Origin of the sequence: Nonomuraea dietziae (genome assembly GCF_014195505.1) — a bacterium.
Classification (GTDB): Bacteria; Actinomycetota; Actinomycetes; order Streptosporangiales; family Streptosporangiaceae; genus Nonomuraea; species Nonomuraea roseola.
In genome coordinates this window covers 4,933,404-4,946,057 of sequence record NZ_JACIBV010000001.1, presented here as the reverse complement: position 1 = coordinate 4,946,057, position 12,654 = coordinate 4,933,404, and the positions used below count along the sequence as shown (strand labels likewise).

At 71.3% G+C, this 12,654-nt stretch carries 13 protein-coding genes; 6 read left to right on the top strand and 7 right to left on the bottom strand.

Translation table 11 applies throughout. The features are described from left to right. The first annotated feature begins 79 nt into the window (after positions 1-79). Both FHR33_RS23440 and FHR33_RS23435 read left to right on the top strand, forming a co-directional pair. Positions 80-1,339: a carotenoid oxygenase family protein gene (locus FHR33_RS23440; protein WP_183651530.1), complete on the top strand. Its 1,260-nt coding sequence runs from the start codon at positions 80-82 to the stop codon at positions 1,337-1,339. A gap of 19 nt (positions 1,340-1,358) precedes the next feature. Then, positions 1,359-2,240 (top strand): TetR/AcrR family transcriptional regulator, encoded by an 882-nt coding sequence (locus FHR33_RS23435; RefSeq protein ID WP_183651527.1) that lies wholly within the window; start codon positions 1,359-1,361, stop codon positions 2,238-2,240. Positions 2,241-2,255: 15 nt separating this feature from the next. Here the strand turns inward: FHR33_RS23435 and FHR33_RS23430 are convergent, their stop codons facing one another. Then, positions 2,256-3,212 carry an SDR family NAD(P)-dependent oxidoreductase gene (locus tag FHR33_RS23430; protein ID WP_183660250.1) on the bottom strand — a complete coding sequence of 319 codons (957 nt, stop codon included), beginning with the start codon at positions 3,210-3,212 and terminating at the stop codon, positions 2,256-2,258. 55 nt (positions 3,213-3,267) lie between these two features. Between FHR33_RS23430 and FHR33_RS23425 the strand changes: the two genes are divergently transcribed. Together FHR33_RS23425 and FHR33_RS23420 are read left to right on the top strand one after the other, a co-directional pair. Further along, positions 3,268-3,687, top strand: a complete 420-nt coding sequence (locus FHR33_RS23425; RefSeq protein WP_183651524.1) for a MerR family transcriptional regulator — start codon at positions 3,268-3,270, stop codon at positions 3,685-3,687. 96 nt (positions 3,688-3,783) lie between these two features. After that, a complete protein-coding gene (locus FHR33_RS23420; protein ID WP_183651521.1) occupies positions 3,784-4,977 on the top strand; it encodes an epoxide hydrolase family protein in 1,194 nt (397 codons plus the stop codon). Positions 4,978-5,090: 113 nt separating this feature from the next. Here FHR33_RS23420 and FHR33_RS23415 read toward each other — a convergent pair whose 3' ends face one another. The 6 genes from FHR33_RS23415 to FHR33_RS23390 form a co-directional block, all read right to left on the bottom strand. Continuing rightward, positions 5,091-6,053 (bottom strand): CU044_5270 family protein, encoded by a 963-nt coding sequence (locus FHR33_RS23415; RefSeq protein WP_183651518.1) that lies wholly within the window; start codon positions 6,051-6,053, stop codon positions 5,091-5,093. Continuing rightward, on the bottom strand, positions 6,053-6,625 hold the full coding sequence (locus tag FHR33_RS23410) for an RNA polymerase sigma factor (RefSeq protein ID WP_312895686.1): 573 nt from the start codon (positions 6,623-6,625) through the stop codon (positions 6,053-6,055). The genes FHR33_RS23415 and FHR33_RS23410 overlap by 1 nt, the downstream gene beginning before the upstream one ends. Before the next feature lie 60 nt (positions 6,626-6,685). Continuing rightward, entirely contained in the window at positions 6,686-7,861 is a 1,176-nt protein-coding gene (locus FHR33_RS23405; protein WP_183651512.1) for a CU044_5270 family protein, read from the bottom strand. Continuing rightward, a complete protein-coding gene (locus FHR33_RS23400; RefSeq protein ID WP_183651509.1) occupies positions 7,854-8,405 on the bottom strand; it encodes an RNA polymerase sigma factor in 552 nt (183 codons plus the stop codon). Before FHR33_RS23400 ends, FHR33_RS23405 begins: the two co-directional genes overlap by 8 nt. 86 nt (positions 8,406-8,491) lie before the next feature. Further along, on the bottom strand, positions 8,492-9,271 hold the full coding sequence (locus FHR33_RS23395) for an ABC transporter permease (protein WP_183651506.1): 780 nt from the start codon (positions 9,269-9,271) through the stop codon (positions 8,492-8,494). Further along, entirely contained in the window at positions 9,268-10,212 is a 945-nt protein-coding gene (locus FHR33_RS23390) for an efflux ABC transporter ATPase subunit, DrrA-related (RefSeq protein ID WP_246452061.1), read from the bottom strand. The genes FHR33_RS23395 and FHR33_RS23390 overlap by 4 nt, the downstream gene beginning before the upstream one ends. 70 nt (positions 10,213-10,282) lie before the next feature. Between FHR33_RS23390 and FHR33_RS23385 the strand changes: the two genes are divergently transcribed. Further along, positions 10,283-11,029, top strand: a complete 747-nt coding sequence (locus FHR33_RS23385; protein WP_183651499.1) for a TetR/AcrR family transcriptional regulator — start codon at positions 10,283-10,285, stop codon at positions 11,027-11,029. A 74-nt stretch (positions 11,030-11,103) separates the two neighbouring features. Further along, positions 11,104-12,603, top strand: a complete 1,500-nt coding sequence (locus FHR33_RS23380; protein ID WP_183651496.1) for a PhoX family protein — start codon at positions 11,104-11,106, stop codon at positions 12,601-12,603. Positions 12,604-12,654: the final 51 nt, after the last annotated feature.

Sequence of the window (12,654 nt, the reverse complement as noted above, 5' to 3'; positions counted from 1 at the left end):
GAGTGGTTGCACTAGTGCACAGCAGGGCGTTTTCCGTGGTGATCCCGGGTTCAGGTCCTCTTCTGCGTACGGTGTCCACATGAGATACCTGGAAGGGCCTTTCGCGCCCGTCACCGAAGAGGTCACCGCCTACGATCTCCCGGTCACCGGGCGGATCCCGGCCGAGCTCAACGGCCGCTACCTGCGCAACGGGCCCAACCCGCTGGGCGTGGAGGACCCCGTTGTGCACATCTGGGGCATGGGCCAGGGCATGGTGCACGGGGTGCGGCTGCGTGACGGCCGGGCCGAGTGGTACCGCAACCGCTTCGTGCGCGCACCGGGATTCGCGCCCATGGTGCACGTGATCGAGCACGCCCAGCGCACCTTCGCCATGGCGGAGGGCGGTCTGCCGCCCGCCGAGCTGGACGAGGAGCTGAACACCGTGGGCGTGTGCGATCTGGGAGGGACCGCGAAGGGGTTCACGGCGGGGGCGCACTCCAAGCACGACCCGCTCACCGGCGAGTTGCATGCGCTGTCGTACATGCCGGGCCGCGACTTCGTCCAGCACATCGTGACCGACGCGGGGGGAAGCGTCGTCAGGACCACCGCCATCCCCATGCCGCGGACGCCGTTCATGCACGACTTCGCGCTCACCGAGAAACACGTGGTGCTCTGGGACACGCCGCTGGGCTTCGACGGATTCGACTGCGGGTGGCTGCCGGAGCACCCGACCCGAGTGGGCGTCATGCCGCGGACCGGTGGTGACGTGCGCTGGCTGGACATCGACCCGATCCATGTCAGCCACACGCTCAACGCCTACGACGACGGAGACTCCGTCGTGGTCGACCTGGTCACGGCCGAGGGGCCGTTCGATCCCGCCGATCCGGGGGCGATCCGGCCCATGCTGGACCGCTGGACGATCGAGCAGGACAGGATCCACCAGCGGCGCGTCGACGACCGTCCGCAGGACTTCCCGCGCGTGAACGAGGCGCGTGCCACCCGCCCCTACCGGTACGGCTACTCGGCCGCGACCGCCCTGTACGGGATCCCGTTCGCACCCGAGGGCACACCGCCGGACGACGCCTTCACCAACGCCCTGGTCAAGCACGACCTGGAACGGGGGACGGCCGAGGTGCACGCGTTCGGCAAGGACGAGGCGGTAGGGGAGGCCGTGTTCGCCGCCGCGGGGCGAGAGGAGGATGAGGGATACCTGCTCACGTACCTGCATGATCCCCTCCGGAACGCGAGCGACCTGGTGATCCTCTCGGCCCAGGACTTCACCGGTGAGCCCGTCGCGCGCGTCCACCTCCCTGTGAGGGTGCCGCTCGGCCTGCACGGCAACTGGCTGCCTGCCCGTTGAGGCGTGGCAGCATGGCGTCGTGAACGATCCGCAACCGCCGTACCTCCGGATCGTCGCCGACATCGAGCGGCGCATCGCCGATGGAGAGCTGCGGCCCGGCGATCCTGTCCCCACCACCAGGGCGATCGTGCGCGAGTGGGGCGTCGCCATGGCGACGGCCACCAAGGCGCTGGCGGCGCTCAAGCAGGCGGGCGCCATCGTGTCCGCGGCCAGGGTCGGCGCCGTGGTCGCTCCCAGGAGACTGCCCTCGCGTTCGGTGGGGGGTCTCGAACGCGACCGCGTCGTCCGCGCGGCCATGGAGATCGCCGACGCCGACGGCTTGGCCGCGCTGTCCATGCGGGCGGTGGCGACCAAGCTCGGGGTCGCCACCATGACCCTCTACCGGCACCTCGAGGCCAAGGCCGAGCTCACCCAGCTGATCGCCGACGCCGCGTTCGCCGAGATCGAGTATCCGGAGCCGCCACCGGGCTGGCGCTCCCACCTGCGGGTGGCCGCTCAGCTGCAGTGGGCGACCTACCAGCGCCATCCCTGGTTGCCGCGGCTCGTGTCCATCACCCGGCCGGTCACGCTGCCGGGGCTGCTGGAGTACGGGCTGTGGACCCTGCGCGCGCTCGACGGCCTCGGCCTGGACCCGAACACCCGCCTGCACGTCTACGCCACGATGGTCAACTACGTGCGGGGGACGGCGGTGAACATCGAGAGCGAGGCCGGTGCCGAGCTGGACACGGGGATGACCAGCAAGCAGTGGATCAGGGCCAGGCTCCCCGTCGACGGGCCGCTGATCGCCCAGGTCACGGAGCCCGGCGCGGAGCTCGATCTGGAGTCGCTGTTCGCCTTCGGCCTCGAACGCCTGCTCGACGGCCTGTCCGTCGTGCTCACGCCGCGGGAGGCTCGCCGGTGACCTCCCGCCTTCGGGCTACGCGAACGCGTTCAGCCCGGTCAGTTCGCTCGACAGGTCCCAGAGGCGAGCGGCCTGCGCGGGGTCGAGCGCCCAGGGCTTGACCCCGCCGACGAGCATGTCGTCGCTGGTGGCGGGGTCGGCGAGGTCGCAGTCCTGGCAGTACGCTCCGCCGTACCTCTCGAGCAAGGGGGAGGTGGCGGCCCACACGGCCGTCGCCGCGCCCTGGGCGGGGGTCTTGAACCCCGGCGCGGGCTCACCCTCAGACGTGATCCACCCCTGAGCGAGCTGCTCCTCGCGCGGGATGTGCCGCTGCAGGGGAGTGAGGATGCTGCCGGGGTGCACGGAGAAGGCGCGCGGTCCGCCGGCGGCGCCGAGTCCGTCCAGGTGGACGGCGAAGAGGGCGTTGGCGGTCTTCGACTGCGCGTAGGCCAGCCATCGGTCGTAGCCGTCACGGAACTGAAGGTCGTCCCAGCGGATGCCGGACAGGAAGTGCCCGGAGGACGCCACGGACACCACGCGGGACCTTCCTGGGGTCAACGCCGGACGGAGGCGGTTGACGAGGGCGAAGTGCCCCAGGTGGTTGATCGCGAAATGCGCCTCCCAGCCGGGGCCGACCCGGGTCTCAGGGCAGGCCATGACGCCCGCGCTGTTGATGATGACGTCGAGCGGGCGGCCCGCGTCCAGGAACCGGTCGGAGAAGGCGCGCACGCTTTCCAGGTCCGCGAGGTCGAGCGCGTGCACCTCCGTCTTGGGGATGTCGCGCAGGGCCTCCTCCGCCGCGGCGGGCCTGCGGGCGGGGACGATGACGCGTGCTCCCGCCCTGGCGAGGGCGCGGGTGGTCTCCAGCCCGAGCCCCGAGTAGCCCCCGGTCACCAGAGCGGTCATGTCCGAGAGGTCGATCCCGGTGAGAACGTCGTCCGCCGTGCTGTGGGCGCCGAAGCCGGAGCCGAGCTTGTGCTGGGTGATTACCATGTGCACGACGCTAAAATCTAGAGTGAGCTCTAGGTCAAGCTGTACGATCGGCGGCATGAGCGAGATCGAGGACGGCCTGCCCATCGGGCAGGTCGCGGAGGCGATGGGGCTGAGCGTGCACGCCCTCCGGTTCTTCGAACGCGAAGATCTCTTTCTGCGCCCGATCCCTCGCTCCGCCGGCGGCCGGCGGGTCTACGGGCCCGAAGACGTCGAGTGGCTCCTGCTCTGCAACCGGCTTCGCGACTCGGGCATGTCGATCGCCAGGCTGAAGGAGTTCGCTCGACTCGTCCGGTCGGGGCCTGGCAACGAGCCCGACCGTCTCGCGCTGCTGCAGGAGCACGAGCGGACCGTGCAAGCAAGGATCGCCGACCTCGACGCATGCCTCGTGATCATCCACGACAAGGTCGTCACCTATGAGAAGCACCTGCGTGACGGCACCGCCGCCGGCCTCTGGTCCCCGGCCTCGTCCCCCTGATCGGCCAGATGGACCGGCGTGAGCGGCGGGTCGCTCTCGAAAACACCGATGAATCGCGGAACGATTCCTTCCGCATTGGGTTCTACCGTGGTTCCCATGAGCGCAGACACGCAGATCCGCCCCTTCCGCATCGAGATCCCGCAGGCCGACCTCGACGACCTCAAGGACCGGCTCGCTCGCACCCGTTGGCCTCAGGAGTCGCCCGAGCAGGGCTGGGGCCGAGGGGTGCCGCTCGGCTATCTCAAGGACCTGGTCGCCTACTGGGCCGACGGGTTCGACTGGCGCGCCCAGGAGGCGGCGTTGAACGAGATCCCGCAGTTCATGACCACGATCGACGGGCAGGACGTGCACTTCATGCACGTCCGCTCCCCCGAGCCCGACGCGTTCCCGCTGATCCTCACGCACGGCTGGCCCAGCTCGCCGATCGAGTTCCGGAAGGTGGTCGAGCGTCTCACCGACCCCCGCTCCCACGGCGGCGACCCTGCGGACGCCTTCCACCTGGTCATCCCCTCGCTGCCGGGCTACGGGTTCTCCGCTCCCATGCGGCCCGGCTGGGGCAACCTGTTCAGGGTCGCGCAGGCGTGGGCGGAGCTGATGGCCAGGCTCGGCTACGAGCGGTACGCCGCTCACGGCACCGACGCGGGTGGGGGAGTGGCGGGGATGCTGGGGATGGTCGCGCCCGACCGGGTCACCGGCATCCACCTGACGGGGACCAGCTCGACGTTCCCCTTCGCGCCGCCGCTGGAGGTCGAAGGGCTCTCGGAGTCCGACCGGATCAGGGCCGAACGGTTCAACGCGGCCCAGCAGGACGGGCTCGGCTACCTGCACCTCATGACGACCAGGCCGCAGACGCTGGCGTACTCGCTGGCCGACTCGCCGGTGGGTCAGCTCGCCTGGATCGTGGAGAAGTTCAAGGAGTGGACCGACCTGTCGGCCGAGCTGCCCGAGGACGCGGTCGACAAGGATCAGTTGCTGACCGGCGTCAGCGTCTTCTGGTTCACCGGCTCGGGCGCCTCCTCGGCCCACGCCGTCTACGAGGGCATGCAGGTCTACCGGCAGATGACCGCCCAGGCGGCGGGCGGCGACGCCGGCGGGTGGGAGGAGCCGGCGGGGCCGCCTACGGGCGTCGCTGTCTTCGCCGCCGACCCCACGGTCCGCTCGGTCATGGACCCCGCGGGGAAGATCGAGCACTGGACGGAGTTCGACCGGGGCGGTCACTTTCCCGCCATGGAGGCCCCCGACCTGCTCGCCCAGGACCTGCGCACCTTCCTGCGCGACCTGCGCTCGTAGCTCGGTCCGCGCCAGGAAGGCCGCGGAGATCCGCGCTCAGGAAGGGTCGCGGAGCGCTCAGGAGGGGTCGCGGGGATCCGCGACCCCTCTTACCGCGCCGGGGCGGAGGAGGGTCAGGGGCGGTGGCCGGGCTTGTCGACGAGCTTGGTCTCCAGTTGGGCGGTCCAGGACAGCGGCGTGCCCGCCTTGACCGTGATCGTCTCGAGGGTTCGGTCGGCGATGGCCTCGCGGTACGTTCCCAGGAACCGGTAGTCGTCCGAGCTGAGGACGATCTCGGAGCGCTCCCACTGGCCGGTGTAGGCGAACGCCACGCCGTGGCGGCCGGTCGCGTCGACGGCGTCCTGCTTGACCGTGACGCCTTCGACCATCGGGAGCGCGCGGAACAGCGCGGCCCGTACCTCAGGCGTGAGCGCCTGCTCTCTCATGAGCTGGGAGATCGCTTGGAAGACCCGCTGCTGCCTGCTCGCGCCGTCGTCGAACGGCGACGCGGGGGTGGCGTCGACGACCGCCTCGATCCTGGCCAGCGACTCCTCCGGAGTGACGGGGCTCTTGGCCAGGTCGGCGGCGGTGATGTCGGGGCGGGCTTCTTCGATGATGAGCTTGCCCTCCCCGTCGTCCAGCGCGGTCTGCTTGCCGTCCAGGCTTTGCCACGTCTCGCGCGTCATGCGACTGTCGCGATCGACCTCCGGGTGCGGCTCGTTGAGCAGCGGAGCGATCGTCTCCTTCACGTACAGCCATTGGCCGGGCGAAGGGGTGCGCTTGTAGGCGGCGTAGGGGTCGTGGGGGTCGCCCTCGACGCTCTTGGCGGCTCGTTCTCCCAGCTCTTGGACGTTGGCGACGGCGACCGTGTCCGGCCGGCCGTCGCTCTGGACCACCTCCAGGCCCGCGACGAGCGCCACGGCCGCCGCGCCGGCGACCACGAGCCGCCACGCGAGGCGCGGCACGCGTGGCGCGCGCCGCCGTACGGGCTCGGGGGCAGGCTCGTGCATCGCCCGCAGCAGGCGGGCGCGGGCCGCGTCCTCCGCTTCACGGGTGATCACGGGGGTGGCGGAGCGGAACTGCTTGATCTCGTTCATCAGGAGACCTCTCTCGTCGGATCGTCGCCGCCGAGGGCGGCCCTGGCCTTCTTGCGCGCCCGGTGCAGGCGGGAGCGGACGGTCCCGATCGGCACGCCGAGCGCCCACGCCACCTCCTCGTAGGTCAGATCGCCCCCCGCCACCAGCAGCAGCACGTCCCGATCGCCCTGCGACAGGCCCGCCAGCGCCCCCGCGAGCCGGCGGTCCTCCTCCTGGGCGGCGACGCGGCCGACCACCGCGTCGGCCATGGGCTCGGGCAGCGGGTCCACCCCCGTACGGCTCAGCGCACGCAGGAACCGCTCCTCGCCGCGCCGGTGCCTGGCCATGAGGGTGGTCGCGATGCCGTACAGCCACGGCCTGGCCAGCCGCTGCGTGACGTCATAGGACGCGCGGCGGCGGAAGGCTGTCAGGAACGTCTCCGCCGCGATGTCGTCGGCCGCCTGGGTGCCGAGCCGCCTGGCGACATAGCGATGGATCTGCTGGATGTAGCGGTCGAACAACCCCGCGAACTGTTCAGGGTCATCGTGTGACCGGCGGATCAGCTCGGCGTCGTCCGCCTCTAGCGTCTCCACCGGTTGCGGTTGTGTCATGCCTGCTGTCTCCCGATGGCGGGATTCGGGTTCTCGCCATGCTCACGGGATCGGGCGGTCGCTGCGCCGGCAGCCGCGGGGCCGCTCGGGGCGCTCGTCGGTCCAGCCGGCCTCGGGCGCCCATGCCTGGTAGTGCATGACCGTCCCCTGAGCGAGCCCTTCGGCGCTCTCGGCCGCGATGGAGACGTTGGCGGCCAGGAGGGTGCCGGTGCGAGGGTGAAGGATGGTGACGTACCGCTCAGCCACCTCGTCGTCGGCGCCGAACTGGCCGGTGAACCCCTCGCTCTTCACGAAGGTGACCGCGAGGCCCTGGCGTCCCATGGGGTCGGTGACCGAGCCGCGCACCTTGGTCGTCGGCAGGCCCGCGAGAAGGCGCAGGGCGGCCGCCCTGACCGAGGGGCTGACCGGCAGCTCCAACAGGACCCGGGCCATGGGAAGGAACTCCTCGAAGCTTTTCCACGCCCGGGCGCTCTTGCTGGCCTTCCAGTAGGCGCGCAGTCTCTCCCGCAGCAGGGCGGCGTCGCCGGGCAGCGCCGAGATGTCGGCGAGGGTGAGTTCGCCCAGCCGCCGGTCGCCGAGCACGCCCCCGGGCTCGGCCGCGTGCGTGGAGAGGCAGTCGGAGGGCTTCGACCGCATCCGAATCTTCTTGCAGTCGCCCGCGCGGGTGCCCGGCGTGCACACCCGCTGGACGGTGGCCGGCGCGCCGGCCGCCCGCCACACGCGTTCGTCGGCGGGGGTGGCGGGGCGGACGAACTGCTCCCACTGCTCCACGTGGACGGGGTCGCGGACGTCGCGCGGCTGCCAGAGGTCGATCCGCGACGAGGAGAGCACGTTGAAGGCCTTGTCGCCCGCCTTCACCCTGATCAGCCCGTTGTTGAGCAACGGCCTGCGCCAGTAGGCGCCGCGGTCGTCCGGCAGCTTCGCCACCTCGTCGGCCAGCCTGAGCAGGGCCTCGTTGCCCCCTGAGGGCACGAGCGCGGGCGCGGGCACGAGGGCCAGGCTCGACACCAGCGTGACGACGGCCATGACGACGGCGGCCGTGGCCATGGCCGTGCCCAGCGTCCATGCCCAGACGAGGCGGCCGCGCCGTCCCGACCGGCGAGGCCGTGGGGGCTCCTGGCGGGCGGCGGCCAGCCGGGCGCGGGCCCTCTCGACCACCTCCGCAGAAGGCGGAGGAGCGTCGGGCAGCGCCCGTGCCAGGAGGGTCAGCTCATCCATGGGTCTCCTCCAGGGGGTTGACGTCGCCGAGTGCCTTGCGGAGCTGCTTGCGGGCCCGGTTGAGCCTGGAGGCGACCGTTCCCGCCGGGATGTTCAGGGCGGCGGCGACCTCGGCGTGGCTGAGGCCGCCGAGCACGCTCAGCAGCACCACGTCGCGGTCCCCCCGGTTGAGCGCGGCCAGCGCCCCCGCCAGCGGGCCGACCACCTCGCCCGCCGCCACGCGCGCCAGCGCGGCGTCCTCGTGGCTGGGCTCGAGGCGCTCGGCCGTCCGGCTGAGCGCCTTCCACCTGCGGATCTCGGTACGGCGGTGCCGCGAGATGAGGTGGGTGGCGATGCCGAACAGCCAGGGCCGCACGCCGCCGCGCGAGGCGTCGTATCCGCCCCTGTAGGCCGCCAGGAACACCTCGGCGGCCAGGTCGTCGGCGGTGTCGTCGGACAGCCGCCTGGCGATGTAGCGGTGGATCTCGGCGAAGTGCGCGTTGAAGATCTGCTCGAAGTGAACCCGCAGGTCGGGAGGGTCGGCCAGGTCAGGTGGAACGGCCATGCAGATGTCTCCGGTGGGTCGGGTCAACGATGGTCGCCCCTACTTGCCCGAAGTGCCGAAGTGCTTTCACGGGCGCCCGCACAGGGCTACCGGACGGTCCTCCGTCTGAACAGCACCGCCGCGATCGGGACGCTGATCAGCACCGCGGCGGTGAGCCAGATCGCGGACAACCATCCCGCGTTCCCCATCGGCTGGTCCAGGAGCAGTGCGCGCAGCGCCTCCACGATGGGCGTCGTGGGCTGGTGCTCGGCGAAGCCGCGCAGCGGGCCCGGCATGGTCTCCGCGGGCACGACGCCGTCCGAGACGTACGGGAAGAAGATCACCATGAAGCTGAACGCCTCGGCGGCCTGGGTGGATCTGACGAACAGCCCCCACAGTGCCGCGACCGCGGACACCGCCAGGACGTACCCGAAGACCAGGACCAGCACCAGCGCCCCTTCGGCGAGCGAGGCGCTGGGCCGGAAGCCCAGCGCGATCGCCACCGCCAGCGCGATCGCGGTCGCCACCACGCTGCGCACCACCGAGGCGACGACGAATCCGGCAGGGACCACCCAGCCGCTGATGGGCAGGGTGCGGAAGCGGTCGATCATCCCGCCGGTCATCTCACGGGAGATGCTCACGGCCGTCAGCGCGGCGCCGTACCCGCCCGCCATGAGCAGGACGGCCGGCACCACGAAGTCGACGTAGGCCAGCCCGCTCGACCCTGTGGTGATCGCGCCGCCGAAGACGTAGACGAAGAGCAGCATGATGATCACCGGCAGGGCGATGTTCACCATGAGGGCGTCGGGCGTGCGCGCCTCGTGGCGCAGCGCTCTGCCTGCGAGACGGCGCAGGTCGCCCGCCGTCGTGGCGATGGCGGTGCTCATGCCGCCGCCGTCAGCTCGAAGAAGACGTCGTCCAGGGTGGGGGTGCGTAGCTCGACCCGCTCGACGGCGATGGCGGCGCCGTGCAGGAGGTCCAGGGCCCGGCGCAGGTGATCGGGATCCTGGAGTGCCAGCGTGAGCTCGCACCGGCCGGCGTCGAGGTGGAGGCCCCCGTCACCGCCCGCGGACAGGACGGCGCCGGCGTGGGAAAGGTCAGCGGCGCTCGACAGGCGCAGGGTCAGGCGCTCGGAGCCGATCTGGCGCTTGAGGACGTCAGGGGCGTCCTCGGCGACGATGCGACCGCCGTTGATCACCGCGATGCGGGCGGCCAGCTGGTCGGCCTCCTCCAGGTACTGGGTCGTCAGCAGGATGGTGGTGCCGGAGGCGAGCAGCTCGCGGATGACGGTCCAGAGCTCGGCCCTGCTGCGCGGGTCGAGGCCGGTGGTGGGCTCGTCCAGGAAGAGGATCCTGGGCGCGGCCACCATGCTGGCCGCGAGGTCCAGCCGTCGGCGCATGCCTCCGGAGTAGGTCGAGACCCGGCGGTCGGCCGCGTCGCCGAGGCCGAAGCGGTCGAGCAGCTCGGCCGTACGGCGCCTGGCCTCCCGCCTGCCCACGTGGTACAGGCCGGAGAACAGCTCCAGGTTCTCCCTTCCCGTGAGCAGGTCGTCCACGGTGGCCTGCTGGGCCGTCAGGCCGATGGCGCGGCGGACCGCGACGGGCTCGCGCGCGACGTCGTGGCCCGCCACGGTGGCGGTGCCGCTGTCGGCGGCCAGCAGCGTGGTCAGGATCCGCACCGTGGTGGTCTTGCCTGATCCGTTCGGTCCGAGGAGGGCCAGCAGCGAGCCCGTCGGGACGGCGAGGTCGACCCCGGCCAGCACGCGCGTGCCGCCGAAGGACTTGGTGAGGCCCCGGGCGTGGATCGCGACCTCAGTATCCGTGTGCATCGTACTGTGTATCGCATACATAGTTATTAAGCTATATCACGTACACAGTTCCTGGAAAGGGAGGTGTTCGATGGTGGAGCTGCCGCCGGTCGTGGCGCGGATGTGGGGGCGCGAGCACTCGTCGCGCAGGGGCCCGAAGCCGCGACTGGATCTGGCGACGATCACTGCGGCCGCCATCGAGATCGCCGACACCGAGGGGCTGGCAGGGCTGTCGATGAGCAGCGTGGCGGCTCAGGTGGGCGTCGCGCCGATGGCGCTGTACCGGTATGTCGGCAGCAAGGACGAGTTGCTGACCGTCATGTCCGACAGCGCGGTCCCGGCGCCACCCGAGCGGGGGGAGCTGCCCTGGCGCGACTACCTCGCCGTGTGGACCCGTGCCAACAGGGACCTCCTGCTCTCGCGTCCGTGGCTGCTGTCGCTCCAGGGGCTCACCCCGCCGATGGGGCCGCGCCGGCTGTACTGGCTCGAGCGTCTCCTGGACGTGCTCGGCGACACCGCGCTCGACGACGGTGAGAAGTTCAACGTCGCCACCGCGCTCACCGGCTACGCGCTGACCGACGCCACGCTCGTGCACGCGACGAAGGCGGCCGGCCAGGAGTTGGCGGCGGCGGGGGTCAAGGGAGCCACCGACTACGGCGAGGTGCTCGCCGAGGTGCTCGACCCCGCGACGTATCCGGTGCTGTCGGCGATGATGCGCTCGGGGCTGCTGAAGGAGTCCGAGGGCTGGACGGAGGACGCCGACTTCCTGTTCGGGCTCAACCTGCTGCTCGACGGCATCGAGGCGCTGATGGCGCGGCGCGCCGGGCGATCTGAATAGGTCCCCTCAACGGGCGGAAGCGCGTCTACGGTGGGGGAAGTCCCGTTCCTGTCCGGTCCCGAGGGGAAGCACCCATGACCGAGCTCGATCGACGATCCTTCCTCGGCCGTGGCCTGGCCACCGCAGGAGGCGTGCTGGCCAGCGGCGTCGCCATGGAGACACTGGGGGCTCACGCGTCGTGGGCGGACGCCGGCCGTCCCTGGACCGACCCGAACCAGGTGGGGTACGGCCCGCTGCGCCGTACGCCCGCCAGGAACACCGGTGAGGAGCTGCTCGCGCTGCCCGCCGGCTTCTCCTACGTCGTGCTCGGCAGAACGGGCACCCCCATGACGGACGGCGTGGCGACCCCGATCGCCCACGACGGCATGGCCGCCTTCCCCGGCACCCGCCGTCACACCGCCAGGCTGATCCGCAACCACGAGGTCCGCACCCCGCCGGGGTCGCCCATCGGCCGGGTCCACGTGCCCGGTTCCGAGCGCTACGACGAACTCGGCGTCGGCGGCACCACCACGCTCGAGGTGGATCTGCGCAGCGGCGAGGTGCTGCGGCACTTCGTCAGCCTCAACGGCACGATCATCAACTGCGCCGGCGGCATGATGCTCCACGGACGTGGCTGGCTGACCTGCGAGGAGACCACGGCGGGCCGGGGTCAGGGCTGGGAGCGGAAGCATGGCTACATCTTCGAGGTACCGCTCGACGGACCCGAGCCCGGCAGGCCCGCCGCCTCCATGCCGCTGACCGCGATGGGGAGGTTCTCTCACGAGGCGGTCGCCGTCGACCCTCGCACGGGCTACGTCTACGAGACGGAGGACGACTCGGGCAAGCCCGACGGGTTGTACCGCTTCCGCCCCAGGAACCCTCGCCACCTCGCCTCGGGCGGCGTCCTCGAGATGCTCAAGATCAAGAATGTCGACACCTACGACTGCCGCGAGGGGCAGACGATGGGCACCCGCCTGCCCGTCGAGTGGGTGCGGATCGACGACCCCGATCCCGACCTGGAGAACGGCGCCCCGACCTGCACCCAGCAGGGGCTGGCCAAGGGCGGAGCGAAGTTCAACCGGCTGGAGGGCTGCTGGTACGGCGACGGCAGCGTCTTCTTCAACTCCACCAGCGGCGGCGACGCCAAGAACGGCGACGCCCCCGGCGCCGACGGCTACAGGGAGGGCTACGGTCAGGTCTGGCGGCTCATCCCCGGCACGCGAGGCAGGGGCGACACGCTGGTGCTGGTCTACGAATCGCCCGGGCGCAGGGAGCTCGACTCACCCGACAACCTCGTCTTCACCCCACGCGGCGGCATCGTGCTCTGCGAGGACGACGCGTCGTCCGCCGACGCCGACCCCCACCCGCTCGCGCCAGGGCTGACCAACGTCAACCGGCTGATCGGCCTGGACCCTCGCAGAGGGGAGCCGTTCGAGTTCGCCGTCAACATCGCCGACGACAGCGAGTTCGCCGGAGCCTGCTTCGCCCCCGACGGCTCGACCATGTTCGTCAACCAACTGGGCAGCACCGCCGAGCTCGACCCGCCCGGGCGGACGTACGCCATCCGCGGCCCCTGGCGTCGCGGACCGCTCTAGCAACTACCACCGTCGCCCTGGCCGAACAGATCGGCTGACGCGAGCCCGCCG

Bases quoted from the DNA above. Each gene is read 5' to 3' on its own strand.
- FHR33_RS23400 (WP_183651509.1), bottom strand. From the start codon at position 8,405: ATGGCCGTTCCACCTGACCTGGCCGACCCTCCCGACCTGCGGGTTCAC.
- FHR33_RS23430 (WP_183660250.1), bottom strand. From the start codon at position 3,212: ATGGTAATCACCCAGCACAAGCTCGGCTCCGGCTTCGGCGCCCACAGC.
- FHR33_RS23425 (WP_183651524.1), top strand. From the start codon at position 3,268: ATGAGCGAGATCGAGGACGGCCTGCCCATCGGGCAGGTCGCGGAGGCG.
- FHR33_RS23415 (WP_183651518.1), bottom strand. From the start codon at position 6,053: ATGAACGAGATCAAGCAGTTCCGCTCCGCCACCCCCGTGATCACCCGT.
- FHR33_RS23420 (WP_183651521.1), top strand. From the start codon at position 3,784: ATGAGCGCAGACACGCAGATCCGCCCCTTCCGCATCGAGATCCCGCAG.
- FHR33_RS23385 (WP_183651499.1), top strand. From the start codon at position 10,283: ATGGTGGAGCTGCCGCCGGTCGTGGCGCGGATGTGGGGGCGCGAGCAC.
- FHR33_RS23405 (WP_183651512.1), bottom strand. From the start codon at position 7,861: ATGGATGAGCTGACCCTCCTGGCACGGGCGCTGCCCGACGCTCCTCCG.
- FHR33_RS23380 (WP_183651496.1), top strand. From the start codon at position 11,104: ATGACCGAGCTCGATCGACGATCCTTCCTCGGCCGTGGCCTGGCCACC.
- FHR33_RS23390 (WP_246452061.1), bottom strand. From the start codon at position 10,212: ATGCACACGGATACTGAGGTCGCGATCCACGCCCGGGGCCTCACCAAG.
- FHR33_RS23440 (WP_183651530.1), top strand. From the start codon at position 80: ATGAGATACCTGGAAGGGCCTTTCGCGCCCGTCACCGAAGAGGTCACC.
- FHR33_RS23395 (WP_183651506.1), bottom strand. From the start codon at position 9,271: ATGAGCACCGCCATCGCCACGACGGCGGGCGACCTGCGCCGTCTCGCA.